Source organism: Polynucleobacter meluiroseus, from assembly GCF_900205755.1.
Lineage (GTDB): Bacteria > Pseudomonadota > Gammaproteobacteria > Burkholderiales > Burkholderiaceae > Polynucleobacter > Polynucleobacter meluiroseus.
In genome coordinates this window covers 500,107-524,284 of the sequence record NZ_OANS01000001.1, presented here as the reverse complement: position 1 = coordinate 524,284, position 24,178 = coordinate 500,107, and the positions used below count along the sequence as shown (strand labels likewise).

Here is a 24,178-nt window from a genome sequence, read left to right as displayed (position 1 = left end):
TTAGGATAACTCTTCCAAACGAATTTTCACGACCTTACCCAGAACCGTTTTAAGGTCCTCAATATCCTGAATAGCTGCCAACATCTGCTTTTCTTTTGTCTCGTGCGTGAGGACCACTAAATCTGTTTGGCTCTCACCCTCGTTTGCCTCTTTTTGCAAGAGCGCATCGATAGAGATGCCATGAGTTGCAAAGATCTTGGTAATTTCTGCCAACACACCGGCCTGATCAGCCACACATAAGCGCAGGTAATAGCTCGTTGTAATTTCACCAATCGGTAGTACAGAAATCTCGCGCACCGCATCTGGCTGAAACGCCAAATAAGGCACCCGATTTTCTGAACTCGCGCCCATCATCCGAGTGATATCGATGAGGTCAGAGATGACGGCCGAGGCAGTGGGCTCAGAACCAGCGCCTTTGCCGTAATAGAGCGTAGTGCCAACTGCATCACCAAAGACTTGCACCGCATTCATAGCGCCTTCAACATTAGCGATCAAACGCTTCGCCGGTATCAAGGTCGGATGCACTCGCAACTCCACCCCAACCGTTGTCTTTTTTGCAATGCCTAAAAGCTTAATGCGATAGCCAAGCTGTTCAGCGTATTTAATATCGATCGCATCTAATTGTGTGATGCCTTCAACATAGGCTTTATCGAACTGCATTGGAATACCAAAAGCAATTGCACTCATGATGGTGGCTTTATGAGCCGCATCCACACCTTCAATATCAAAACTAGGATCAGCCTCTGAGTAACCTAAACGTTGCGCCTCTTTCAGGGCGGTTGCAAAGTCCAAGCCCTTATCGCGCATTTCAGAAAGGATGAAGTTGGTGGTGCCATTAATAATGCCGGCGACCCATTCAATACGGTTGGCCGTTAAGCCCTCACGCAAGGCTTTGATAATCGGAATACCGCCAGCAACAGCCGCCTCAAATGCGACCATTACTCCGTGCTCGTGGGCGGCTTTAAAAATTTCATTGCCGTGCACTGCAATTAATGCTTTATTGGCAGTCACCACGTGCTTACCTGCGGCTATTGCTTCGAGCACTAGCTCTTTAGCAATGCCATAGCCGCCAATCAATTCCACCACAATATCGATCTCGGGGTTGGCAATGACGGCGCGAGCATCATTCACTATTTGCGCATGGTCTTTGACCAAGGCTTTGGCCCGCTCTACATCTAAATCGGCAACCGTATGAATACGAATACCCCGCCCGGCGCGACGCAAGATCTCATCTTGATTGCGCTCGAGAACAGTGAAAACACCACTACCAACAGTACCAACACCTAATAGACCTACTTGAATCGGTTTCATAATCACTTTGTAGCTATTGAATTAGCCGCTTTACGACTATGTTTTTGACGGTAACGCTCCAGAAAACGGGCAAGGCGTCCAATGGCTTCTTTTAAGACATCTTCATGGGGCAAGAACACCACACGGAAATGATCTGGCTTATCCCAATTAAAGCCTGAGCCCTGAACTAGTAATATTTTTTCTTCTTTTAATAAATCCGCAACAAATCGCTGATCATCTTCAATCGGATACATCTCTGGATCTAATTTAGGAAATAGATACAAGGCGGATTTTGGCTTCACGCAAGTCACTCCAGGAATAGCGGTAATGAGATTCCAAGCCATGTCGCGTTGCTTTGCCAAGCGGCCACCTTCGGCAACCAAGTCATTAATACTTTGATAGCCACCAAGCGCCGTTTGAATGGCGTACTGACCAGGCACGTTGGCACATAAGCGCATGGAGGACAGCATATTGAGTCCTTCAATATAGTCTCGCACCATTTCTTTATCGCCTGATAAGACCATCCAGCCGGCACGATAGCCGCAGGAGCGATAGTTTTTAGATAAGCCATTGAAAGTAATGACGACAACATCAGTCGAGAGTGATGCCAAAGAAACATGCTTCTCTTGGTCATACAACATCTTGTCGTAGATTTCGTCAGCAAACAGAATTAAGCCATGCTCACGGGCGATCTCGGTCAGCTCCATCAAGACTTCGGTCGAGTAGATTGCCCCTGTAGGGTTGTTGGGGTTAATCACCACAATGGCCTTAGTGCGTGGCGTAATCTTGCTGCGCAAATCCGCTAAGTCCGGTGCCCACTCTTTGGCTTCGTCACAAAGATAGTGAATTGGTTTACCACCAGACAAACTTACTGCCGCAGTCCACAGCGGATAGTCAGGCGCTGGTACCAATACTTCATCGCCATCGTTAAGCAAGGCATTCATAGACATCACAATTAATTCTGATACCCCGTTACCGGTGTAGATGTCATCTAAAGTAACGCCTTGTATGCCTTTTTCTTGGCAATACTGCATGATAGCCTTGCGCGCCGCAAAAATTCCTTTGGAATCAGAGTACGCTGAGGCATTCGCTAGGTTGCGAATCATGTCTAACTGAATTTCTTCCGGAGGATCAAAGCCGAAAACACCCACATTACCAATATTTAATTTGATAATTTTGTGACCCTCCTCCTCCATGCGCTGCGCAAGCTCGAGCACTGGACCGCGGATGTCGTAACAGACGTGGGTGAGTTTTTCAGACTTTAGGACGGGTTTCACAATAAATTAAAGGGTAAGTTCTTGAAATTTGAGAAAAAACAGCTAGCTATAATCTACACAATTATGACAGAGAGTCCCCATGAAGCTTCAATCTGACCCCCATTCAGGAACAAATACCATCACCGCCTACGGGGAGGGTTATGTCGAGATCAATAAACGGCAGTACGGTCATGCTGTTTTGCTGAGGTCGGATGGCGAGATTCTGGAGTGGCCCGTTAAATCGTTTGACGACTTAATGGCTAGCAATTTCGAGGAAATGGCCGCTCTCAAGCCCGAATTAATCCTAATTGGCACTGGGAACCGCCAGCGCTTTCCCAAGCACGAACTCATGAAGGCAGTCATCGAAGCCAAAATTGGCTTTGAGTTGATGGATTCCCAGGCTGCCTGCCGAACTTTCAACATCCTCGTAGGCGAGGGTCGACGCGTTTTACTGGCCCTGATCGTGGAAGCAGCTTAATGCAGCTGAATCAAACTCGGCAATTGAATAGTTTCAGTCCCATACAAATACTGATTCTTGTTCTGATTTACGCTTTACTCTGGTTTGCCACCCTGAACTACCGCCACCTCATTCCCTCGGATGAAGGTCGGTACGCCGAGATAGCACGGGAGATGCTTGTCACTGGAGACTGGATCACCCCGCGCTATAACGGCTACCTCTATTTTGAAAAACCTCCTTTACAGATTTGGGCGACCGCCTTGTCATTTCAAGTATTTGGAATCGGTGAATGGCAAGCCCGTCTTTGGACAGCCCTAACGGGGTTTTTAACCATCTTGATGGTGGGTTTTACAGGCGCCAGCCTTTATAGCGCTCGCGCTGGTTTCATCGCCGCGCTCGCCTTAGCGTCTTCCCCAATCTGGGTTATCGGGGGTCATGTCAATTCTTTAGATATGGGTCTGTCAGCTTTTTTGGTCGCGGCATTGTGCAGCCTGTTGTTTGCTCAAACCTCATCTAACTCTAGCAGCGGGCGCTACTGGATGTGGCTCTGCTGGGGATGCATGGCTTTAGCGACACTCTCCAAAGGCGTGATTGGCGCGGCCATTCCCGGAATGGTTCTCGTAGCGTATTCGATCAGTAACTGGGATTGGAAAATCTGGCAGCGGCTTCATTTAATTAGTGGGCTGTGCATTTTCTTCGCCATTACTGCCCCTTGGTTTGTCTTAGTTGCCCAACGCAATCCCGCCTTCCTAGAGTTCTTCTTTATTCATGAACACTTGCAGCGCTTTACAGAAAGTGGTCATAGTCGCACTGGACCTATCTACTACTTTCTCCCGCTCTTATTGATCGGCTTCTTACCTTGGTTGGCTCAAGTTCCCGGGGCGCTTGTCCTAGCATGGCGCGCACGGCGGCAGTACTTTTCCGGACAGTGGTTATTAGTATGTTGGGTTGTGGCGATCTTTGGATTCTTCAGCATCTCTCAATCTAAGTTACCGGGTTATATTTTTCCCATTTTTCCCGCTTTAGCATTGCTGGTGGGTTACCACTTGGATCGCGTGCTCAACTTGAAAGGTAGCCTATCACTGGCATGGCAACTGCAAGTACTCTTCTTTGCCATCTTGGCTGGTATTGGTTTTTTCTTTTTGGCGTCTATTAGCCAACAAGCAAAGCCAGATGAAATCGCTTCTTACGCGCAATATACCTATTGGGTTATTGCTGCGCTAATGACCTTATTATCATTCAGCCTGTTTTCCTTTGCTATTGCGAAAGTTCAGGGCTTAGTCAGCATTACCTGCTTTGCTATTGGATTCTTCTTGTGCGCGTTGATCGCTGGGACTGGCCATGAAACGCTCGGCCGCGCAGTGTCAGGGGTTGACCTTGCAGAACGCGTTAAAGGCTTGATTCCTCCAAATGTGAACGTCTATTCAGTACGTATTCTTGACCACACGGTGCCCTTCTATTTAGGCAGAACCATGACCATGGTGGAGTTTCCAGATGAACTCGGGTTTGGCGTGGCGCAACAGCCCGAGCTTTGGCTACCCACCTTAGACGCATTTATTCTGCGCTGGGAAGAAGATCAAACTGCATACGCGCTGATGGTTCCAGAGCAGTATGTAGAGTTACAACAACGCCAGGTGCCCATGCAAGAAGTGGGCAGAGATGCGCGCCGTGTCATCGTGAAGCACCCCAATGTCATATCCACCCCCCAAACTCTTGCCCACTAGGTTCATCATGCCAGCCGACAAAAGTACTACTCCTCCCCTTCCCTTCATTCCCTTCACGCGCCCGCACTTTGATGAAGCAACGATTGAAGCAGTCTCTGAGGTTTTGCGCTCGGGCTGGGTAACGTCGGGTCCCAAGCTCGCTGAATTTGAGGCTGCCTTAAGTGCTTATTTTGGCGGTCGCCCAGTACGCTGTTTTGCCAATGGCACCGCAACCATGAAGATTGCATTACAAGTGGCCGACATTGGTCCTGGCGATGAAGTCATCACTACGCCGATTTCTTGGGTAGCCACTTCAAATGTGATTTTGGGGGTGGGTGCCACACCGGTGTTTGTCGACATTGATCCAGTGACACGGAATATCGACTTAAACAAGGTGGCCGCCGCCATCACCCCTAAAACACGTGCCATCATGCCCGTCTATTTGGCTGGCTTGCCTGTCAATATGGATCAACTTTATGCACTTGCGAAGCAATTTAATTTACGCGTGATTGAAGATGCCGCTCAGGCCTTTGGTTCAACGTGGAAGAATCAGAAAATTGGCAGCTTCGGTGACTTGGTGAGCTTTAGTTTTCAGGCGAATAAAAATTTGTCGACGGTGGAGGGCGGCTGCTTAGTTCTCAACAATATTGAAGAGGCTCAGCTCGCAGAAAAATTTCGTTTACAGGGCTTAACGCGAACCGGCATGGACGGAATGGATGTCACCGTGCTGGGTGGCAAAGACAATTTGACTGATTTAAATGCTGTGATTGGTTTGCACCAGCTTAAGCATTTGCCGGCATTTCAGGCTCGCAGGACAGCACTCGCACGCCAATACTTTGCAGCCATTCCTCAGGCAATGAAAGACGCGAACATTGAGCATCTGGCCCTCGAACTCGCAGTGGAAAACTTTACCGAGAGTAATTGGCATATGTTTCAAGTGGTCTTGCCACTCGACCAGTTAAATGTAAGTCGCGCACAAGTCATGACTGAGCTCAAAGAGTTGGGCATTGGTACTGGTGTTCATTACCCATGCATCACCACATTTGCGCTATATCAAGAGCGGGGATATGCGGTAGCTGCCACCCCCATCGCTGAGCGCATTGGTCGTGCCATTTTGACTTTGCCACTCTTTCCAGGGATGGCAGATGACGACGTCAGCCGAATCGCCAAGGCGCTTGCTGGCGTTCTCAAAAACCATCTCAAACCCTAAAATTCTATAAAAATGGGGTTCGGGACAAGATCAGGCAAAATTGGGCTATGACTGCAAACCTCGCAAGCCAAGCCGGCCAACCCCAACTCAGCATCGTCATTCCAGTCTATAACGAGGCTGATGGGCTACAGGCCCTATTTGATCGACTTTATCCCGCGCTAGATGCGGTCGCTATTAAATACAAACTGCAATATGAAGTGGTGTTCGTCAATGACGGCAGTAAAGATCGCTCCGCAGGTATGTTGGCAACGCAAGTAGAGCTACGCCCTGATGTCACTCGCGCCGTGTTGTTCCAGAGTAATTTTGGTCAACACATGGCCATCATGGCTGGCTTTGAATACGCTCGCGGTCAATACATCATCACCCTAGATGCTGATTTACAAAATCCCCCAGAAGAGATTGATGCCCTGACCCATGAATTACTCAATGGTCATGACTATGTTGGCACCATTCGCGCTAATCGTCGCGATACTTTTTTTAGAAAATTTGCCTCACGTGCCATGAATGGTCTGCGTCAAAAAATTACGCATATCACCATGACAGATCAAGGCTGCATGCTACGGGGTTACAGCCGCAGAATTGTGGATTTAGTGCGTCAGTGTAATGAGAGCAATACCTTTATTCCAGCACTGGGTTACACCTTCGCGTCCAATCCCACTGAGATTAATGTCAAGCATGAAGAGCGCTTCGCAGGTGAGTCTAAGTACAGCCTGTATCAGTTGATTCGCTTGAACTTTGATTTGGTTACTGGCTTTTCAGTCATGCCTTTGCAAATCTTTTCTATCTTGGGTATGTTTCTCGCCTTAGCAGCTGGTAGCTTGTTTATTTACTTGTTAGTGAGGCGCTTTTTATTGGGCGCAGAGGTGGAAGGTGTCTTCACCCTATTCGCTCTAACCTTCTTCCTTATTGGCGTGATGTTGTTCGGGCTAGGCTTAGTCGGCGAATACATTGGCCGGATTTATCAGCAAGTTAGAGAGCGCCCCCGCTATGTGGTGCAAACTGTTTTAGAGAAATCCTAATTGCGCGCAGTTGTCTTTGCTTACCATGATGTGGGCGTGCAATGCTTGCAAGCCCTTTTGACTGCTGGCATTGAAGTTGACTTAGTAGTGACACACCAAGATGATCCCCATGAAAATGTTTGGTTCTCTAGCGTCGCCAAACTCTGCGAAGAGCGAAAGATCGCATGCATCACGCCCACCAATACTGAATTAATTAGCCTGATTCCGCAGATTCAGGCATTGGCACCAGACTATCTCTTTTCTTTCTATTACCGTCACATGCTGCCCGCCGAATTATTGGCTTGCGCTAAGATCGCCGCACTCAATATGCATGGCTCACTTTTGCCAAAGTACCGCGGTCGAGCACCCGTGAATTGGGCCATTCTGCATGGGGAAACGCAGACTGGCGCCACTTTGCATGTCATGGAGGCGAAGCCTGATGCAGGCGCGATTGTGGGTCAGGTTGCAGTTCCTATTGGTCCTGATGAGACGGCCACTGATGTCTTTGGCAAAGTGAGTCAGGCTGCGCGCGCGGTCGTTCAGCAAGTTTTGCCTGAGCTCCTGCAAGGAATAGTACCCAAACAAGCTAATGACCTGTCTAAAGGCAGCTATTTTGGCGGCCGCAAGCCTGCTGATGGGGAAATTCATTGGCAACAGACTGCCGCCCAAATCCATAATCTGGTGAGGGCTGTGGCACCGCCCTATCCAGGCGCATTTACTGATTGGCAGGGGCAACGCATGATCGTGGCTTGCACCAGCCTAAATGGGCCTTTTCCGGCCGAACTACGACTTGAGACCCCTGGTATCCAAGTGGTTGATAATCAAGTATTTGGAATTGGTGGCGACCACAAAGCAGTTGCAATACTGAACTGGTATCCAGCCAATCCGTAAGCAGTTCATTTATTCGATTAAAACGGGGTAGTAGCAATGAAAAAAGTACTCATTCTGGGTGTTAATGGCTTTATCGGCCACCATCTTTCCAAGCGTATTCTGGAGACAACCGACTGGGATGTCTACGGCATGGATATGCAAAATGACCGCCTAGGTGACTTAATCAATCATCCGCGTATGCACTTTTTTGAAGGCGATATCACCATCAATAAAGAATGGGTGGAATATCACATTCGTAAATGTGATGTGATCTTGCCTTTGGTTGCAATCGCTACCCCCGCAACTTATGTGCAGCAACCACTGAAAGTATTTGAGCTGGATTTTGAGGCCAACCTTCCCATCGTCCGCTCTGCTATGAAATACAAAAAGCATTTGGTCTTTCCATCGACCTCCGAGGTTTATGGAATGTGCGAAGACGCCGAATTTGATCCTGCCACTTCCAACTTGGTCTACGGTCCTATTAATAAACCCCGCTGGATTTACGCTTGCTCCAAGCAATTGATGGATCGCGTCATTTGGGGCTACGGTATGGAAGGCTTACGCTTTACACTCTTCCGTCCATTTAACTGGATTGGGCCTGGACTCGACAGTATCTACACTCCAAAAGAAGGCTCTTCTCGTGTGGTGACCCAGTTCTTGGGTCACATTGTCCGCGGTGAACCTATTAATCTCGTGGATGGTGGTGAGCAAAAACGCGCCTTTACTTACATCGATGATGGTATCGATGCGCTGATGGGCATTATTGATAACCAAAATGGCATAGCCAATGGGAAGATTTATAACATCGGCAATCCAAAGAACAATCACTCTGTGCGCGACTTAGCAAATCAAATGCTGGAAATCGCACGCAGTATTCCGGAGTACGCTAAAACAGCTGACGCAGTAAGCATCGTTGAGACGACTTCAGGCGCCTACTATGGTGAGGGTTATCAAGATGTACAAAACCGCGTGCCAGCAATTGACAATACGATGGCCGAACTCCACTGGCAGCCTACTACCAATATGACTGATGCCTTAAAGAACATATTCGAAGCCTACCGCGAAGATGTTGAAAAAGCGCGTCACCTAGTTGACCAAGAATAATTTTTAGTCATTCATGGCAAAAATTGCTCTCAAAGTAGATGTCGACACCTTGCGCGGTACAAAAGAAGGCGTGCCCAACCTCGCTCGCACATTGGAGCGCTTTGGTTTAAAAGCAACCTTCTTATTTAGTCTGGGACCGGATCACACTGGTCGCGCCCTCAAGCGCGTCTTTCGTCCAGGCTTTCTGAAGAAGGTTAGTCGCACTTCGGTAGTAGAGCACTACGGCATTAAAACCTTGCTGTACGGAGTCTTACTGCCCGGACCTCAGATTGGGCAGCAAGCGGCAGCGGAAATGCGTGCCATTGATAAGGCCGGACATGAGACAGGCATCCATACTTGGGACCATGTGGAGTGGCAAGATGGCGTGCGTCACAAAGATGCGCAGTGGACCACAGAGCAAATGCAAAAAAGCTGGGATCGTTTTATTGAGATCTTTGGTCATCCACCAGCCACTTATGGTGCGGCTGGCTGGCAAATGAATGAAGCGGCTTTTACCCAACTAGATCAGTGGGGCATCAAATATTCTTCCGACGGTAGAGCAGAGCCTAATCTGATGCCTTACCGCTTTGCCCTGCCTTCAGGCAAATTAAAGCATGTGCAGTATCCAACCACCCTGCCCACCTTTGATGAATTAATCGGGGTTGATGATGCCAGCGAGTTTGATGCGGCAAAGAAAATATTGGACATCACCCAAAGCAATCCCAACGATCAAGTATTTACCTTGCATGCTGAGCTTGAAGGCCAAAAACTGCTGCCCGCCTTTGAAGCACTGCTGGCTGGTTTCCTAAATCAAGGTCATGATCCCGTTACCATGGGCGAACTGCATCGCTCTTGGGAGGCCACTAAACAACTCGATAAAATAGCGCAACTTCCGCTGACGTGGGGTGAAGTGGCAAATCGTAGTGGTGAACTGATTATGCAAAAGAATTAAAGTAAGCTTTAATCAACAGATAAGAAACATACAAGAGGATTGATCATGACAGTAGAAATTGGTAAACCCATGCCCGAGTGTTCAGTGCCGGCAACTTCAGGCCTGATGTTTTCTCCCGAGTCTGCTGCAGGCAAAAAGTTGGTTATTTATTTTTATCCTAAAGATATGACTCCAGGATGTACTGCTGAATCTGGAGAGTTCCGTGATCATATCGACGCCTTCACCGCTGCCAATACTTTGATTGTCGGAGTTTCACGAGACTCCCTCAAATCCCATGACAACTTTCGTAGCAAACTAGAGCTCCCATTCGAATTGGTTGCTGATACAGAAGAACAGTTGTGCCAATTGTTTGGTGTCATGAAGATGAAAAATATGTACGGCAAGCAAGTGCGTGGTGTGGAGCGTAGTACCTTCCTCTTTGACTCCTCCGGTAAGCTCGCAAAACAGTGGCGTGGAATTAAAGTAACCGGTCATGTGACAGAGGTATTACAAGCCGCCAAAGAAACACCTTAATTTTTTAAATTAATTTAATTAGGGGTGCTTGCAAAGCTCCAATTTTGGGGTAAAGTGAAGCATATGCATCAGAAACGACGGGAAAGTCTGACCATCCGTTTGACTCATCAGCCTGTATTGTCAGTGACAGGCTCGGTAAACAACCCACTCCGTTTTTCATCCGCCATATCACCCATTTTCGTAATCGACCGTCACAGCAGCCCGCTTGACGGTTTTTTCTTTTAGGAGAGTCTGCATGCCATTGCCCCCCATCCCAACGCAAATTGCTGGTCAAGTCAAACTGAGTAGTAAGGACACCCCTGATTTAAAAAAACGTCCTGCTCCAGCAAAGCCAGTTGTGATGGAAGATCATGCATCTGATTGGAATGAAGAGCTTGAAGAAGATCTCTCAGCGGCTGAGGTCGCATTAGAAAAAATTAAGGGCACACGCCAATCACTCCAGCAGGAGCAAAGCAACATTAAGGTTAGCGCCCCAGAAAAGCCAAAGCGGTTGGCTCGTACCGGCCCACCAAGCTTATTTGTGCTCGATACCAATGTATTAATGCACGATCCTAGCTCGCTGTTCCGTTTTTCTGAGCATGATCTCTTTTTACCCATGACCACGCTTGAGGAATTGGATAACCACAAGAAGGGCATGACCGAAGTTGCGCGTAATGCCCGTACGGTAAGTCGCTCCTTGGATCAGCTCGTCACGGGCACTAGCGGTAGCCTGGATGAAGGTATCCCTCTAAATAAATTGGGTAACCACGATGTGAGTGGGCGCCTCTTCTTTCAGACCAAACTCACCACCCAAGCCTTGCCTGAGGGATTGCCTGAGGGCAAAGGCGACAACATGATTTTGGCAGTAGTTAGTGAGCTCCAGAAAACCCACAAGGGGCGAGAAGTAGTCTTGGTATCCAAAGATATCAATATGCGTATTAAAGCCCGCGCACTTGGTTTAGCTGCAGAGGATTACTTCAACGACCAAGTCCTCGAAGACCGTGATCTCATGTACTCCGGCGTCATGACTTTGGCTGCGGATTTTTGGCCTAAGCATGGCAAGGCGATGGAAAGCTGGGCAGATAGCCGTTCCGGAACCATGTTCTACCGTGTGACCGGACCTAGCGTACCAAGCATGTTGGTCAATCAGTTTGTGTATCAAGAAAATCCTGATGGCTCTACCCCTTTCTACGCCCAAGTTCGAGAAATCAACGGCAAGACAGCCCTGTTGCAAACTTTAAGAGATTTCTCCCACCAGAAAAACAATGTGTGGAGTGTGACCGCACGTAACCGCGAACAAAACTTTGCGCTGAATCTTTTAATGAATCCAGAAGTGGATTTCATTACCTTGTTGGGGCAAGCGGGTACTGGTAAAACCTTACTCGCCTTGGCGGCAGGCTTGGAGCAGGTGCTTGATAGTAAGCGCTATAACGAAATCATCATCACGCGCGCTACCGTGCCTGTTGGTGAGGATATTGGTTTCTTGCCTGGTACCGAAGAAGAAAAGATGCAGCCTTGGATGGGCGCCTTTGACGATAACCTCGAAGTACTCCACCGCAATGAAGATAATGCCGGAGAGTGGGGTCGCGCTGCTACCCAAGAACTGATTCGCTCACGCATCAAAGTGAAAAGCATGAATTTTATGCGCGGTAGAACCTTTGTGAGTAAATTTGTCATTATCGATGAAGCGCAAAATCTCACCCCCAAGCAAATGAAAACCTTAGTGACCCGTGCGGGCCCTGGTACCAAGATTGTTTGTTTGGGTAATATTGCGCAGATCGATACACCTTACTTAACCGAAGGTTCGTCGGGTCTCACTTATGTAGTGGATCGCTTCAAAGGCTGGAGGCATGGCGGGCATGTCACGCTCGCTCGCGGTGAGCGTTCACGTTTAGCGGATCATGCTGCCGACGCACTCTAAGCAAACTCACTCATGCCGCACTCTCATAGGGTGCGGCATTTTCGTTTGTGCGTCCTTGATACTCACAGGATGCGGTACCTTTGGCGGGAAGCAAGACAGCAACCGCTTATCTCAATTCAAGAAAGATACTAGCGCCGGTACGGAAGACATCTCGATTGCAGCTGTGGGCTTAGTGGGGGTGCCATACCGTTATGGTGGCAACAACCCCAAGGCAGGCTTCGATTGCAGCGGGCTCATTGCGTATGTCTACGCTAAATCAGCCAACATCAAATTACCTCGCACTATTCAAGAGATGAGTAATAAAGGGCAGAGTCTAGAAAATCAACCTCCAGCACCTGGTGATTTAGTGTTCTTCAATACCACCGGTGAAAAGTATTCGCATGCGGGGATTTATGTAGGGCAAGGCCGCTTTGTGCATGCGCCTAGTGCGGGTGGAACTGTCCGCTTGGAATACATTACTTCGCCTTATTGGGCGGCAAGATACACTGAAGCAAGAAGATTAGTTACCTCAAACCCATAATCACTAAAGGACTTTGCTGTGAAAGAATTTGATTTCTACAAACTCCAGGAGATGTTGATTACCATCGCGGCTCAAGCAGGGCTAAAAATACTGTCAGCCCTGGTACTTTGGTTGCTTGGACGATGGTTAATTAACCTTGTCCAAAGACTGATTCGTGCCGGCCTAGTGCAAAAAAAGCTAGACCCGACCCTCTTGCGCTATGTTCACTCTATCGTATCGATTACTTTAAATATCCTCTTAGTAGTTGGCATCTTAGGTTATTTCGGCATGCAAACCACCAGCTTTGCCGCTTTGTTTGCTACTGCCGGTATTGCGATTGGCGCAGCTTGGGCTGGACTACTCTCTAATTTTGCTGCGGGCGTCTTTCTGATTGTTCTGCGACCGTTTAAGGTAGGTGATGTCATTACTGCTGGTGGAGTTACGGGCATCGTAAAAGAGATTGGCATCTTCTCCTCCATCATTAATACCGCGGATCATATTGTTACAACAATTGGGAACAATAAAATTCTAAGTGACAATATTCAGAATTACAGCAGTTCAGAATTTAGGCGTGTCGACCTTAAATGCCAACTTTCTAGCGATACTGATCCCGAGGCTGCCATGCAACTTCTTCGTGAAAAGATATCAGCTATTCCGAACGTCTTAAATGACCCGGCCATTGAAGTGAATATTTTAGAATTTAATCTCGTCGGCCCTGTTTTAGCAGTGCGCCCTTACTGCCTGAATGCTGAGTACTGGGCAGTCTATTTTGAGGTGAACCGCATCATGGCTAAAGTATTAACAGAAGCTGGGTTCCCTACCCCAGTGGCCTCACACAATATGATCGTGAAACAAAGTTAATGTAGTGTTGAGGTTGAAGTTGCTTTAGTTTTCTTGAGTTTGCTTGATGTTGCATGAGGTTGATTTTTATCATTATTGCGTTTCATTTCATAACCTAGGAGAGATCTTCATGAAAAAAATGATTATTGCTTTGAGTATTGCGCTGAGTTTCGCACTACCTTCACTCGCATTCGCAGACCAAGCGGAGTGTGAAGCTAAAGCTGTGAGTAAAGATGGTAAGCCACTATATGGAGCCGCTAAAACCGCATCCATGAAGAAATGTATGGGCGATGTGAAGGTAGACGATTGCGAAGCCAAGGCCGTCAGCAAAGATGGTAAGCCTCTATATGGCGCTGCTAAAACGGCCTCTATTAAGAAGTGTGAAGGCAGCAAGTAAAACGTATTCGCTGTAATGACAAAGCCTCACATTGTGAGGCTTTTTCTTTTTTTCCCTTAAGGGGAATTAGCTCAAGCATCAAGCTTAAAACGGCTCGTAACCGCCTGAAGAATAGCCACTCGAGCCCATCGCTAAATTATCAAACTTAGTATAAGGCCCTTGCCAGCTCAGGCGAATCGTCCCAATTGGGCCATTACGCTGTTTACCAATGATGATTTCAGCGATGCCTTTGTCGGTGGTGGTGTCGGGGTGATACACCTCATCGCGATAGATAAACATAATGACATCAGCATCTTGCTCGATCGCGCCTGATTCACGCAGATCGGACATGATTGGACGTTTATTTGGGCGTTGCTCAAGACCGCGATTTAACTGGGATAGCGCTACTACAGGACACTGCAATTCTTTTGCGAGAGATTTTAAGGAGCGGGAGATTTCAGAAATTTCAGTTGCTCTATTTTCTGAACCTGAGCCACTCATCAGCTGTAAGTAGTCAATCACGACAAGCCCGAGCGTACCACCAAAGTTTCGGGCAATCCGTCTCGCTCTAGTGCGTAACTCAAGGCTAGATAAAGCACCAGTTTCATCAATCAAAATTTGGGTATTACTTAAACGGGCAATGGCATCAGTCACGCGTGGCCATTCGTCATCTTGCAGTTTTCCAGTACGCATGCGACTTTGGTCTACACGCCCAACTGATCCCAGCAAGCGCGAGGCCAATTGCTCACCAGACATCTCCATCGAGAAAATCACAACCGGCAAGCCCTCAGCCAAGGCAACGTTTTCAGCAATATTGAGTGCCATCGCGGTTTTACCCATCGATGGTCTGCCCGCAACAATCACTAAGTCGCCTTTTTGGAGGCCACTTGTCTGCTTATCTAAATCTATAAAGCCAGTTGCAATGCCAGTGATGTCGCTGCCGCCTTGACGGTTATAGAGTTCATCAATCCGCGCAACTACAGTTCTGAGTAGGGGTTCAATCTCAAGATAGTCAGCTTTACGGCTACCCTCTTCCCCGATTTGCAAAATGCGGGCCTCTGCTTCATCCAGCAAGGTTCTGACTGAACGCCCTTCAGGAACAAAAGCCGAGCTCACAATACTGTCGGAGACTTCAATCAAGCGCCGCAAAATACTGCGATCACGCACGATGTCAGCATACCCTTTGATATTGGCAGCACTAGGGGTGTTTTGCGCTAAAGAATTAAGGTAATCAATGCCGACTAAATCACCGCCCTGTTCGGATTTGACTGCCTCATGCACCGTGATGACGTCGGCCGGGTGATTGTCGCCAACTAAACGAGCGATTGCCTTGTAGATCAAGGAGTGCTCTGGGCGATAAAAATCTTTATCCGTTAGTATCCCGCCGAGACGATCCCAAGCGGTATTGTCGATCAGTAAACCACCAAGCAGAGATTGCTCAGCTTCTACGGAATGGGGTGGGACCTTTAAGGCCTGCACGACCGAATCCCCAGAGCCCATCATGCCAAGATTGGTCGTAATGGAACGTATAGGAGATTCAGCCATGAGGCTATTGCTAAATGTAAAACTTAAGCTTGCTCGCCAACTACGCGGACAGTGATATCAGTCACTACATCGGTATGAACAGCAACCGCTACAGGGTGATCACCAACCATTTTTAATGGGCCAGTAGGTAAACGAACAGACGCTTTTTCGAGATCAAAGCCTTTTGCTTTTAAAGCATCAGCAATATCGTGGTTTGTTACGGAACCAAACAAGCGACCATCAACACCAGCTTTTTGACCGATTTCGAGTACGAGATCCTTGAGCTTCTCACCAACAGCTTGCGCAGCAGCTAATTTCTCAGCAGCTAACTTTTCCAACTCGGCACGACGTACTGCAAAGTCAGCAATAGCTGCTTCTGTAGCGCGACGCGCTTTGCGTTGTGGAATCAAGAAATTGCGAGCATAACCGTCTTTAACGCGAACTACGTCGCCAAGGTTGCCCAGGTTTGTTACTTTTTCTAAGAGAATGATTTGCATTGAGGGCTCCCAATTATTTCTTATGTTGGTCAGAGAATGGCAGCAGGGCCAGGAAACGAGCACGCTTGATAGCGGTGTCTAACTGACGCTGATACTTTGCTTTTGTGCCTGTCAAACGAGCAGGAGTGATCTTGGCGTTCTCGCCAACAAAGTCCTTCAAGGTGTCGACATCTTTGTAGTCGATCTGTTCAACACCAGCAACAGTAAAACGGCAATAACGCTTACGCTTGAACAATGGGTTCTGAGCGGGTTTCTTTTTGAAATCGGGTTTCTTTCCAAACGCCATGATGATTTCCTCTTTAATTTTTCAATTGAATGTGGGTGATATGGAATACCAGTCTTTGATTACGTAGAGTCTTCGCCGCTAAGAATCCTTCGAACACCGCCTTAGCTCCTAAATCCATTTGCTCAAGCCCTCTTTGTATGGGGCCAATCGCTATGGCTTCAACACTCATCTGAATTTTCCTTGCTACTCCTACCTCGTTTACTTCACCGCTATGTTCAAGCTGGCAATGCATTACGGGTATTCCTGCAGGGGTAAATCGAATCGCGTCTTTAGAAATTAAGATCGCAGTGAGGGTGAAATGATTCAACGCCGCTCCGCTTCTCTAATTCGTTTTCTAGTCTGTCTATTCCTCTTCAAATTTTTAGCTTAGGCTGCCGCTACTGGAGCTTCAGTTTGAGCAGATTTACGCGCTTCTTCACGATTCACTTCTTTCATCATGATGGAAGGCTCAGTTTCAGCTTTCTTCGTCTTGATGATGAGGTGACGTAAAACAGCGTCATTAAATTTGAACGCATGCTCAAGCTCTTCCAGAGTCTTCTGGTCGCACTCAATATTCATGCAAACGTAATGGGCTTTAGCAAGCTTGTCGATCATGTAAGCCATCTGACGACGGCCCCAGTCTTCAATGCGATGCACTTTGCCACCTGCGGTAGCTAATGTCGCTTTGTAGCGCTCGATCATGGCGGGCACTTGCTCGCTTTGGTCCGGATGGACGATAAAAACGATTTCATAATGACGCATCTAACACTCCTTAAGGATAAAGTCACCTGGGCGTCTTGCTAACTTCCGATGGTTGTTGAAGTTAGCGCCAGTGTGACAAGGTAGTAACAAATTGTAAGTACAACATACAAGGCTTTTAAAACGCTTACCTAAACTCAGGCAAGTTGGCTATTCTAGCAAAAAAATCCTGCCAAGTCAGGGCTTTACCAGATATTTTCAGTGTTTCTGCGGCATTTAAGGCCAATTGAAGGGCGATTCTGGCTCGTGGAGCAGATAAGGTGCCCGAGGCCATGCAACCATGCGCGTCTTTTTCAGGAATATGGGGGTAAGTAGCGCCACTCCCTGTGCGGCTGGTTCTCACCAAAGCAATTCCACGATCTATAGCTTCATCTAAGGGCTCGGACCAATCATCATGAAAGCCCCCCGCCCCCGTGCCAGCAAGAACCAAGCCCAGTACTTCGCTAGTGAGCCAATGCTTAATCGTGCGCGCCCTTGCCCCCGCATGACTTGTCAAAATCTCTACCCAAGGCCATTCTTCAGCCTTCGGAATTGGCAAATCCTCCCCCCAAGCTGCTTGCACCGCTTTCACGCAGGATAGCCATGAGGGATTAATCAAATTGACGGGGCTCGTTGGCGAATCTCGCAATGGGGCATTTAAAGCCGATCCGTGGCGCTTCGCCAAATCCATTGCTAGGCAGACTTTGCCAGACATGACTGCGTAAACACCATTAGGACAGTTCTCCAGCGGCATGGATGCCCAGCTAATGGCATCAACGAGATTTCTCGGACCATCAGCTGCCGGCGCGTTGGCCGGCAACATGGCGCCGGTAATGACGATTCTTTTGCCTAATATTTGGGCACGATGGCCGCAGGTCGCTTGCAGAAAAAGGCCTGTTTCCTCCATCGTATCGGTACCGTGAGTAATGACAATTCCCTTTACTAGGAGATCATTGAGACATTCTTGAATGCGGTTTCCCAAATCCGTGAGCAGCGATTCAGAGAGATTTCGGCTATTCATATTGGCCAATTGCTCTGAAATCACCGCAATATTCTGAGGTAAAGCTGATGCAATATGGGCTAAAAGTGAGTCTATGCCGACCTGCCCAGCCTTGTACTTATTAGGGTTACCCTCTGGGTCTGCCGCCAAACCAGCGATGGTGCCTCCCATCCCTAAAACCAAGATATGGGGCAATTGTTCGGTGGCGTTGGAAATTTGGCTCATGGCTTATTATCTACCGCCAATTTGCTTGAACTATACAAAAGTGCTGTATACAATGACAGTATGGATATAAATACAGCTAATTTCTCTGAAGAGCTCCTGGCATTGCCAAAACTCACAGCGCGTCAACGTGAAATCCTCGAGCTCATTACCAATGCCATTGACGATAGTGGTTCACCACCCACACGCGCAGAAATTGCCGCTCGATTGGGCTTCGCATCGGCCAACGCGGCTGAAGAACATCTTCGGGCGCTGGCAAAAAAAGGGTACATCGAACTCACGCCAGGAACCTCGCGTGGCATCCGTATTTCGCAGCCCTTTAATCAGCAACAAAATAAAAATCATTTCCGTCAGATGTCATTACCGTCTGGAGCACTGCAACAGCTCACCCTACCCTTAATCGGTCGAGTGGCCGCTGGCTCTCCCATCATGGCGGTGGAACATATTGAAAAACAGATTCCAGTCGATCCCAGTTTATTTAGCAAGGGCGCCGATTACTTACTCAAAGTAGTGGGCATGAGCATGCGTGATGCGGGCATTTTGGATGGCGACTATTTGGCAGTGAAAAAGGCTACCGAAGTTCGCAATGGCGATATCGTGGTTGCCCGTTTAGATGACGAAGTCACCGTGAAGCGCTGGCATCAAAAGACCACCGCAAGCGGCATCGTCATTGAACTGCAAGCTGAAAACCCAGACTTCAAAAATATCCTAGTGGATAGTCGACAGGCCAACTTTGCTGTTGAGGGTCAAGCGGTCGGGCTTATTCGTTCCGGCGGTCTTTAAGTCTTGCTTCCCTAATTGAAAAAGGCCTCTTATTTGAGGCCTTTTTACTATGTAGCGCCTAGATTATTTAGCGTTTGATAGGTGCGATCACATTTGCGTTTTTAGGCGAAGAAGTAATGGTGATAACTGATTTGGGGCCGCCGAGTGAGCCTTCATTGATTTCAACGGTGGCGGTTCTATCCCCCTTAGTAAATACCAAGATACTGGTTTTAGCCTTCACCGCACTCACGGTATTCCAGCCGGCTTTGGGATATTCGGATTGAAAAAAAGCATAAACCTCGGTAGCGCTCTGAAGAGCATTGATTACCGCGCGCCCAACCCAAGAATCACCGCCGCCAATAATGATTGAGTCGGCACCTGAGATGCGAGCCCCTTGAGGTAAAGGCATATCACCCAAAAGCTGGGTTTGAATTTCTTGAACTTCTGCAGGGGTGCCTGAAAGTGAAGAGCCAGATGAAGCGCAGGCTGCCAAAAAGCTGGAAAGCAACAAGGTTGCCGCGATCATTTTGACTTGCTTTAATGAATTCATATTTTCACTCTAAAAATTAATAGATTCTGTTCACCTAACTATCGCATTTTAGGGAAAGCTCATCAATCGTCAAGCTAAATCACTGGAGGCGCGTGAGGGAATCGAACCCCCGTACGAAGCTTTGCAGGCTCCTGCCTAACCACTCGGCCAACGCGCCAAATACTCAAAATCAAAAATGGGAAGCTTTTTAGGGCTTCCCATCGAACATGGAGCGGGAAAGGAGGTTCGAACTCCCGACCTATACCTTGGCAAGGTATCGCTCTACCAGCTGAGCTATTCCCGCATAACAGGGCAGTAGTTTAACAAACAATTTTCTGAAAGGTATTTTTTGTTTGTACAACAGCCAAGAAGTAAAACCAATTAAACACGAAAGCCTTATGGCAATTGAACTTCCAGCTTTACTTCTGATGCTCGACCAACTGAGGAAGCGCCTTCTTCATGTAATAAAACATGGACCACAAGGTTAAAAAGGAGGCAACCCAGATCAACCAAGTGCCCACGCGAGCGCAATCTAACCAACCAAATAAAGTGTCATTCAGCAATAAAAAGGGAATCGCTATGAGCTGAGCGGTGGTTTTTAGCTTGCCAACCATGTGCACAGCAACGCTTTTACCCGCCCCTAAAAGTGCCATCCATTCTCTTAAGGCGGAGATAGTGATTTCACGACCGATGATGATGAGTGCGACCCAAACTTGGACTCGGTCCATATTTAATAACACCAGTAGTGATGCCGCGACGATGAGCTTGTCCGCTACAGGATCTAGAAATTGTCCAAAAGCAGACTCTTGCTTTAAGAGACGCGCTAAGAATCCATCCAGCCAGTCTGTCAAAGCAGCAAAAACAAAAATAATGGTGGCAATCAGATTTTTCTCAAACGGAGAAAGCCAAGTGTTGGGGAGATAGAACACAATCACCATTAAAGGAATGGCCGCAACGCGCAACCAAGTCAGGGCGATCGGTAGATTAAATGGCATATTGCAAGCATAAACCAATGTCGGAATACATTAGCCAGCCTTAATGAAGTTGCTGGTAGATTTGTTCAGCTAAGGCGGTAGAGATTCCCTCTACACCCGCTAATTCTTCGATAGTGGCGCTCGCCACACCGCGGAGCCCGCCAAAACGGGCGAGTAATTTCTGCCGACGCTTGGCTCCAATACCCTCAATCTCCTCCAACCTGGAAACCGTCCGCGCTTTGGCTCGCTTGGCCCGCATGCCTGTAATTGCAAAGCGGTGTGCCTCATCCCGAATCTGCGCCACCAAGAGTAAGGCGGGACTACCGATACCCAGCTCGAGCGCTGGGCGGCCATCCGCAAATATTAGAGCTTCAAGGCCCACCTTACGACCCTCGCCTTTAGCAACCCCTACTATTAAACCAATATCCATACCAAATTCCGAGAGTACTTGTCGTGCCATCTCTACTTGACCCTTACCCCCGTCAACCAGAATGACTTGCGGCATTTTTTCCACTGGTAATTCCTGAAAGTTGGCATAGCGTCTCTGCAGTACCTGGCGCATCGCTGCATAGTCATCTCCCGGGGTGATACCGTTAATATTGAACCGACGATATTCGCTCGATTGCATGGCATTTTTTGCGTACACCACGCAAGAAGCCTGCGTCGCTTCGCCAGAGGTGTGGCTAATATCGAAACATTCAATCCGCAATTGCTCAAGGCTCTCTAGCTCCAAAGCTAAGATATCGGCTAAAGCTCGCGCCCGCGCGAGTTGGCCGCCCGTTTCAACGAGCCGTTTGGCAATCGCAATTTTGGCGTTGCCTTCTGCCATCGATAACCAGTGGCGTCGTTGCCCTTGGGGTTGGTGCAAGAAGGTGACTTTTCTGCCGGCCTGAGTATTTAAAAGGTCATGCAAACTTTCAGGGGGGGATTCTGGGATCACGGCACCATCATCCGCCGCCGTTTGCAGAGCATGATTTAGGATTAGTACGGGCGGAATCAGTTTGGCATTTAAACCAGCATCGCCCTCTTTATCTTCTAAGTAATGCTGAGCAATAAACGCTTCTAAAATTTCAGGGGCAGGCGGAAGCTCTCCCGAAGTGGAACGCAAACCCTTCGGAAAATAAGCACGATCCCCCAAGTGACGGCCACCCCGCACCATGGCCAGGTTGACGCAAATTACGCCCTCCATTTCTGCGACGGCAATAATGTCGACATCCCCTTCACCATCAGCAACTGTGTCCATAGACTGCTGCTGCAGTACGCCCGACAAATCGGCAATGCGGTCACGAAGAACAGCCGCCATCTCAAATTCCATCGCATCGCTATGTAGATGCATTTCTCGCTCGAGTTCAGACAAGACACTCGTGTGGTCCCCTTCCAAGAATCGAGTTGCTTGAGCTACATCTTGCCCATATTGCTGAACACTCAGACGCCCAACACAAGGGGCGCTACAACGATGAATCTGGTGTAAGAGACAGGGACGACTACGATTCTTAAAAACAGAATCTTCACAGGTTCTGAGTCGAAACACCTTTTGCAGAATTTGCACGCTATTACGTACTGCCCAAGAATTTGGGAATGGGCCGAAGTAATGGTTACGCTTATCCACTTTGCCGCGATACGAAGCAAGCCTAGGAAATTCATGGCCAGTCAGCATGACGTAGGGGTAAGACTTATCATCACGAAACAGAATGTTGAATGGCGGCGCCAATTCCTTGATGAGATTGTTCTCGAGAAGTAAAGCCTCGGTTTCCGTCCGTGTTACTGTTGTCTCATAGCGGGCAATCTTGCCCACCATCAGGGCAATACGCGGAGATAATTGCTTACTCTGAAAATAACTGGAGACCCGCTTTTTAAGATTACGCGCTTTACCGACATACAGAATCTGGCTCGCTTCGTCAAAAAAACGATACACTCCCGGCAATCCGGGCAACCCTTTTACATCTTGCTGAAGGTTTTCAAAAAGCGAATTACTCATGCGTTGGGATATTTTCTGTCATATCGTTGATAACTATGGTGATGCAGGTATTTGTTGGCGTCTTGCGAGAAGCTTAACAAGCCTTCATCAGCAAGAGGTTCGCATTTTCTGCGATGATCTGCCAACCCTTAATTTACTCGCATCTGGAGTGGATCAGTCTATTCGGGACAAAATCGACCTGCAGCCCTGGGAAGCCAGCGAGCATATTCCAAGAGACTTTCCACAAGCGCCCGATGTGGTCATTGAGGCATTCGGCTGCACCCTTCCCGAGAGATATCTCACTAGCTTAATCATCGCCCCCAAAAAGCCCCTCATTATTAACTTGGAGTATTTAAGCGCCGAGCCTTGGGTGGTCGACTTTCATGGCAAAGCATCACCCCAGGCCCACGGCATTCCTAAATATTTTTTCTTTCCGGGTTTTCAAGAGAATACGGGGGGACTATTGCTCGACCCAGTACCCGCTGTATCGACTCAAACAGGCGAACTCATTCCTCAAAGCGTGCAGTCGACTTGGCAACAACTTAGACCCAACACCAAAAGAATCAGTCTGTTCTGCTACCCTGGAGCGCCTTTGGCAAAGTGGCTACAAGACTTAGGCGGCACTGGTCAGAACGTTGATGTGATTCTGACCTATGGACTACGCGAGCAACTCAACCTGACCTTAAGGGATCCCGCCCTAATCCCCCCGCAAATTCAATTAGTGTCGATGCCTTTTGTATCGCAGGATGACTATGACTGGGTGCTTGGGCAATGCGATTTCAATATTGTGAGAGGTGAGGATTCCTTTTTACGAGCCCAGTTAGCCGGCAAGCCCTTTATTTGGCACATCTACCCCCAAGCAGACCAAGCGCATGAGGTGAAATTACAGGCCTTTTTAGATCTTTACCTAGCCTTGGCAGATGACAACCTGCAGACCAGTTGCAATCAGGCGATGTCCTGGGCAATGCCCTCTGAGTGGATTGGGGGCTTAGATTCTTGGACTGAGCATGCCAAGACTTGGAGAACCCAATTACTAGGTAGTCAAGCAGATGGGGGCCTGGCTGCCCGTTTAATGGCATTTGTAGCCTAAGCTTAGGTCGAAAGTAGCGCTGGGCGGTTACAATCTTGTTTTTGACAAAATTCGCAGAAATTCAGCTCTGCACCCAGGAATAGCAAGATGAAAACAGCACAAGAACTCCGCGTTGGTAACGTAGTAATGATCGGCACTGATGCCATGGTCGTTTTGAAAGCCGAATACAGCCGCTCAGGCCGCAACTCCTCAGTTGTCAAAATGAAATTTAAGAACCTGATCTCGGGTGCGCCTAATGAAGGTGTATACAAGGCGGACGATAAGTTTGATGTGGTGATTTTGGATAAGAAAGAATGTACGTATTCTTACTTCGCAGATCCAATGTATGTCTTTATGGATACTGACTACAACCAGTACGAAGTAGAAGCTGAGTTCATGGGCGATGCACTCAATTACCTCGAAGAAGGTATGCCTTGCGAAGTCGTTTTCTATGAAGGCAAAGCCCTTTCCGTTGCCATGCCCAATTCCTTAGTTCGTGAAATTGTTTACACAGAACCTGCAGTCAAGGGCGACACCAGCTCAGGCAAAGTTCTGAAGACCGCCAAACTTGCTACCGGTTACGAATTACAGGTTCCCCTGTTTTGCAATACTGGTGACAAGATTGAGATTGATACGCGTAATGGTGAATATCGTAGCCGCGCAAACTAATCTAAGTTTGCAATAGTTTAAAAGC

26 protein-coding genes and 2 tRNA genes are annotated in these 24,178 nt (G+C 48.0%); 15 read left to right on the top strand and 13 right to left on the bottom strand.

Annotated features, from left to right (window positions below; genetic code table 11):
* A complete protein-coding gene (locus tag CP950_RS02755) occupies positions 1 to 1,311 on the bottom strand; it encodes a homoserine dehydrogenase (protein ID WP_096672301.1) in 1,311 nt (436 codons plus the stop codon).
* Positions 1,312 to 1,313: 2 nt separating this feature from the next.
* The gene (locus CP950_RS02750; protein ID WP_096672300.1) at positions 1,314 to 2,567 is read right to left on the bottom strand and encodes a pyridoxal phosphate-dependent aminotransferase; all 1,254 of its coding nucleotides are present in this window, start codon (positions 2,565 to 2,567) and stop codon (positions 1,314 to 1,316) included.
* Between the two features lie 79 nt (positions 2,568 to 2,646).
* Between CP950_RS02750 and CP950_RS02745 the strand changes: the two genes are divergently transcribed.
* The 12 genes from CP950_RS02745 to CP950_RS02690 all read left to right on the top strand — a co-directional run bounded on the left by CP950_RS02745 (position 2,647) and on the right by CP950_RS02690 (position 13,968).
* The gene (locus CP950_RS02745; protein ID WP_096672299.1) at positions 2,647 to 3,024 is read left to right on the top strand and encodes an Mth938-like domain-containing protein; all 378 of its coding nucleotides are present in this window, start codon (positions 2,647 to 2,649) and stop codon (positions 3,022 to 3,024) included.
* On the top strand, positions 3,024 to 4,727 hold the full coding sequence (locus CP950_RS02740) for a glycosyltransferase family 39 protein (protein WP_096672298.1): 1,704 nt from the start codon (positions 3,024 to 3,026) through the stop codon (positions 4,725 to 4,727). The genes CP950_RS02745 and CP950_RS02740 overlap by 1 nt, the downstream gene beginning before the upstream one ends.
* Before the next feature lie 7 nt (positions 4,728 to 4,734).
* Complete coding sequence (locus CP950_RS02735; protein ID WP_096672297.1) at positions 4,735 to 5,916, top strand: DegT/DnrJ/EryC1/StrS family aminotransferase; 1,182 nt, start codon at positions 4,735 to 4,737, stop codon at positions 5,914 to 5,916.
* A 47-nt stretch (positions 5,917 to 5,963) separates the two neighbouring features.
* On the top strand, positions 5,964 to 6,935 hold the full coding sequence (locus CP950_RS02730; protein WP_096672296.1) for a glycosyltransferase: 972 nt from the start codon (positions 5,964 to 5,966) through the stop codon (positions 6,933 to 6,935).
* Complete coding sequence (locus tag CP950_RS02725; RefSeq protein ID WP_096672295.1) at positions 6,936 to 7,805, top strand: formyltransferase; 870 nt, start codon at positions 6,936 to 6,938, stop codon at positions 7,803 to 7,805.
* Between the two features lie 36 nt (positions 7,806 to 7,841).
* Entirely contained in the window at positions 7,842 to 8,888 is a 1,047-nt protein-coding gene (locus CP950_RS02720; protein ID WP_096672294.1) for a bifunctional UDP-4-keto-pentose/UDP-xylose synthase, read from the top strand.
* Between the two features lie 13 nt (positions 8,889 to 8,901).
* Complete coding sequence (locus CP950_RS02715; RefSeq protein ID WP_096672293.1) at positions 8,902 to 9,819, top strand: polysaccharide deacetylase family protein; 918 nt, start codon at positions 8,902 to 8,904, stop codon at positions 9,817 to 9,819.
* A gap of 45 nt (positions 9,820 to 9,864) precedes the next feature.
* Positions 9,865 to 10,332 (top strand): peroxiredoxin, encoded by a 468-nt coding sequence (locus tag CP950_RS02710; protein ID WP_096672292.1) that lies wholly within the window; start codon positions 9,865 to 9,867, stop codon positions 10,330 to 10,332.
* Positions 10,333 to 10,567: 235 nt separating this feature from the next.
* Positions 10,568 to 12,232, top strand: a complete 1,665-nt coding sequence (locus CP950_RS02705; protein ID WP_096672291.1) for a PhoH family protein — start codon at positions 10,568 to 10,570, stop codon at positions 12,230 to 12,232.
* The gene (locus tag CP950_RS02700) at positions 12,213 to 12,752 is read left to right on the top strand and encodes a C40 family peptidase (protein WP_096672290.1); all 540 of its coding nucleotides are present in this window, start codon (positions 12,213 to 12,215) and stop codon (positions 12,750 to 12,752) included. Before CP950_RS02705 ends, CP950_RS02700 begins: the two co-directional genes overlap by 20 nt.
* Positions 12,753 to 12,803: 51 nt before the next feature.
* On the top strand, positions 12,804 to 13,592 hold the full coding sequence (locus CP950_RS02695) for a mechanosensitive ion channel family protein (protein WP_096672427.1): 789 nt from the start codon (positions 12,804 to 12,806) through the stop codon (positions 13,590 to 13,592).
* Positions 13,593 to 13,701: 109 nt separating this feature from the next.
* Positions 13,702 to 13,968 carry a hypothetical protein gene (locus CP950_RS02690; protein ID WP_096672426.1) on the top strand — a complete coding sequence of 89 codons (267 nt, stop codon included), beginning with the start codon at positions 13,702 to 13,704 and terminating at the stop codon, positions 13,966 to 13,968.
* A gap of 84 nt (positions 13,969 to 14,052) precedes the next feature.
* Here the strand turns inward: CP950_RS02690 and dnaB are convergent, their stop codons facing one another.
* The 6 genes from dnaB to CP950_RS02660 all read right to left on the bottom strand — a co-directional run bounded on the left by dnaB (position 14,053) and on the right by CP950_RS02660 (position 18,196).
* On the bottom strand, positions 14,053 to 15,492 hold the full coding sequence (dnaB, locus tag CP950_RS02685; protein ID WP_419185558.1) for a replicative DNA helicase: 1,440 nt from the start codon (positions 15,490 to 15,492) through the stop codon (positions 14,053 to 14,055).
* Positions 15,493 to 15,515: 23 nt separating this feature from the next.
* The gene (gene rplI / locus CP950_RS02680) at positions 15,516 to 15,968 is read right to left on the bottom strand and encodes a 50S ribosomal protein L9 (RefSeq protein WP_096672289.1); all 453 of its coding nucleotides are present in this window, start codon (positions 15,966 to 15,968) and stop codon (positions 15,516 to 15,518) included.
* 13 nt (positions 15,969 to 15,981) lie between these two features.
* The gene (rpsR, locus tag CP950_RS02675) at positions 15,982 to 16,254 is read right to left on the bottom strand and encodes a 30S ribosomal protein S18 (protein ID WP_096672288.1); all 273 of its coding nucleotides are present in this window, start codon (positions 16,252 to 16,254) and stop codon (positions 15,982 to 15,984) included.
* A 13-nt stretch (positions 16,255 to 16,267) separates the two neighbouring features.
* On the bottom strand, positions 16,268 to 16,561 hold the full coding sequence (gene priB, locus CP950_RS02670; protein WP_096672287.1) for a primosomal replication protein N: 294 nt from the start codon (positions 16,559 to 16,561) through the stop codon (positions 16,268 to 16,270).
* A 59-nt stretch (positions 16,562 to 16,620) separates the two neighbouring features.
* A complete protein-coding gene (rpsF, locus tag CP950_RS02665; protein ID WP_096672286.1) occupies positions 16,621 to 16,995 on the bottom strand; it encodes a 30S ribosomal protein S6 in 375 nt (124 codons plus the stop codon).
* Positions 16,996 to 17,119: 124 nt separating this feature from the next.
* Positions 17,120 to 18,196 carry an asparaginase gene (locus CP950_RS02660; RefSeq protein WP_096672285.1) on the bottom strand — a complete coding sequence of 359 codons (1,077 nt, stop codon included), beginning with the start codon at positions 18,194 to 18,196 and terminating at the stop codon, positions 17,120 to 17,122.
* 60 nt (positions 18,197 to 18,256) lie between these two features.
* Here CP950_RS02660 and lexA point away from each other — a divergent pair, with 60 nt between their 5' ends.
* Complete coding sequence (gene lexA, locus CP950_RS02655; RefSeq protein WP_096672424.1) at positions 18,257 to 18,976, top strand: transcriptional repressor LexA; 720 nt, start codon at positions 18,257 to 18,259, stop codon at positions 18,974 to 18,976.
* Between the two features lie 67 nt (positions 18,977 to 19,043).
* Here the strand turns inward: lexA and CP950_RS02650 are convergent, their stop codons facing one another.
* The 5 genes from CP950_RS02650 to uvrC form a co-directional block, all read right to left on the bottom strand.
* On the bottom strand, positions 19,044 to 19,505 hold the full coding sequence (locus CP950_RS02650) for a hypothetical protein (protein ID WP_096672284.1): 462 nt from the start codon (positions 19,503 to 19,505) through the stop codon (positions 19,044 to 19,046).
* A gap of 83 nt (positions 19,506 to 19,588) precedes the next feature.
* Positions 19,589 to 19,662: transfer RNA gene (locus CP950_RS02645), tRNA-Cys, on the bottom strand.
* Positions 19,663 to 19,712: 50 nt separating this feature from the next.
* Positions 19,713 to 19,788, bottom strand: a tRNA-Gly gene (locus CP950_RS02640).
* Positions 19,789 to 19,903: 115 nt separating this feature from the next.
* Entirely contained in the window at positions 19,904 to 20,479 is a 576-nt protein-coding gene (gene pgsA / locus CP950_RS02635) for a CDP-diacylglycerol--glycerol-3-phosphate 3-phosphatidyltransferase (RefSeq protein WP_096672283.1), read from the bottom strand.
* 40 nt (positions 20,480 to 20,519) lie between these two features.
* Entirely contained in the window at positions 20,520 to 22,436 is a 1,917-nt protein-coding gene (gene uvrC / locus CP950_RS02630) for an excinuclease ABC subunit UvrC (RefSeq protein ID WP_096672282.1), read from the bottom strand.
* Between uvrC and earP the strand changes: the two genes are divergently transcribed.
* Both earP and efp read left to right on the top strand, forming a co-directional pair.
* Positions 22,435 to 23,505 (top strand): elongation factor P maturation arginine rhamnosyltransferase EarP, encoded by a 1,071-nt coding sequence (gene earP / locus CP950_RS02625; RefSeq protein ID WP_096672281.1) that lies wholly within the window; start codon positions 22,435 to 22,437, stop codon positions 23,503 to 23,505. The genes uvrC and earP overlap by 2 nt on opposite strands.
* Positions 23,506 to 23,592: 87 nt before the next feature.
* Positions 23,593 to 24,153 (top strand): elongation factor P, encoded by a 561-nt coding sequence (efp, locus tag CP950_RS02620; protein ID WP_096672280.1) that lies wholly within the window; start codon positions 23,593 to 23,595, stop codon positions 24,151 to 24,153.
* Positions 24,154 to 24,178: the final 25 nt, after the last annotated feature.

Excerpts from the sequence above, each read along its gene's own strand:
- rplI (WP_096672289.1), bottom strand. The coding sequence starts at position 15,968 with ATGCAAATCATTCTCTTAGAAAAAGTAACAAACCTGGGCAACCTTGGC.
- CP950_RS02720 (WP_096672294.1), top strand. The coding sequence starts at position 7,842 with ATGAAAAAAGTACTCATTCTGGGTGTTAATGGCTTTATCGGCCACCAT.
- rpsF (WP_096672286.1), bottom strand. The coding sequence starts at position 16,995 with ATGCGTCATTATGAAATCGTTTTTATCGTCCATCCGGACCAAAGCGAG.
- CP950_RS02755 (WP_096672301.1), bottom strand. The coding sequence starts at position 1,311 with ATGAAACCGATTCAAGTAGGTCTATTAGGTGTTGGTACTGTTGGTAGT.
- CP950_RS02740 (WP_096672298.1), top strand. The coding sequence starts at position 3,024 with ATGCAGCTGAATCAAACTCGGCAATTGAATAGTTTCAGTCCCATACAA.
- efp (WP_096672280.1), top strand. The coding sequence starts at position 23,593 with ATGAAAACAGCACAAGAACTCCGCGTTGGTAACGTAGTAATGATCGGC.
- CP950_RS02695 (WP_096672427.1), top strand. The coding sequence starts at position 12,804 with ATGTTGATTACCATCGCGGCTCAAGCAGGGCTAAAAATACTGTCAGCC.
- lexA (WP_096672424.1), top strand. The coding sequence starts at position 18,257 with ATGGATATAAATACAGCTAATTTCTCTGAAGAGCTCCTGGCATTGCCA.
- pgsA (WP_096672283.1), bottom strand. The coding sequence starts at position 20,479 with ATGCCATTTAATCTACCGATCGCCCTGACTTGGTTGCGCGTTGCGGCC.
- CP950_RS02735 (WP_096672297.1), top strand. The coding sequence starts at position 4,735 with ATGCCAGCCGACAAAAGTACTACTCCTCCCCTTCCCTTCATTCCCTTC.
- CP950_RS02745 (WP_096672299.1), top strand. The coding sequence starts at position 2,647 with ATGAAGCTTCAATCTGACCCCCATTCAGGAACAAATACCATCACCGCC.
- CP950_RS02730 (WP_096672296.1), top strand. The coding sequence starts at position 5,964 with ATGACTGCAAACCTCGCAAGCCAAGCCGGCCAACCCCAACTCAGCATC.
- CP950_RS02710 (WP_096672292.1), top strand. The coding sequence starts at position 9,865 with ATGACAGTAGAAATTGGTAAACCCATGCCCGAGTGTTCAGTGCCGGCA.
- rpsR (WP_096672288.1), bottom strand. The coding sequence starts at position 16,254 with ATGGCGTTTGGAAAGAAACCCGATTTCAAAAAGAAACCCGCTCAGAAC.
- dnaB (WP_419185558.1), bottom strand. The coding sequence starts at position 15,492 with ATGGCTGAATCTCCTATACGTTCCATTACGACCAATCTTGGCATGATG.
- uvrC (WP_096672282.1), bottom strand. The coding sequence starts at position 22,436 with ATGAGTAATTCGCTTTTTGAAAACCTTCAGCAAGATGTAAAAGGGTTG.
- CP950_RS02700 (WP_096672290.1), top strand. The coding sequence starts at position 12,213 with ATGCTGCCGACGCACTCTAAGCAAACTCACTCATGCCGCACTCTCATA.
- CP950_RS02690 (WP_096672426.1), top strand. The coding sequence starts at position 13,702 with ATGAAAAAAATGATTATTGCTTTGAGTATTGCGCTGAGTTTCGCACTA.
- CP950_RS02715 (WP_096672293.1), top strand. The coding sequence starts at position 8,902 with ATGGCAAAAATTGCTCTCAAAGTAGATGTCGACACCTTGCGCGGTACA.
- earP (WP_096672281.1), top strand. The coding sequence starts at position 22,435 with ATGCGTTGGGATATTTTCTGTCATATCGTTGATAACTATGGTGATGCA.
- CP950_RS02650 (WP_096672284.1), bottom strand. The coding sequence starts at position 19,505 with ATGAATTCATTAAAGCAAGTCAAAATGATCGCGGCAACCTTGTTGCTT.
- CP950_RS02660 (WP_096672285.1), bottom strand. The coding sequence starts at position 18,196 with ATGAGCCAAATTTCCAACGCCACCGAACAATTGCCCCATATCTTGGTT.
- CP950_RS02705 (WP_096672291.1), top strand. The coding sequence starts at position 10,568 with ATGCCATTGCCCCCCATCCCAACGCAAATTGCTGGTCAAGTCAAACTG.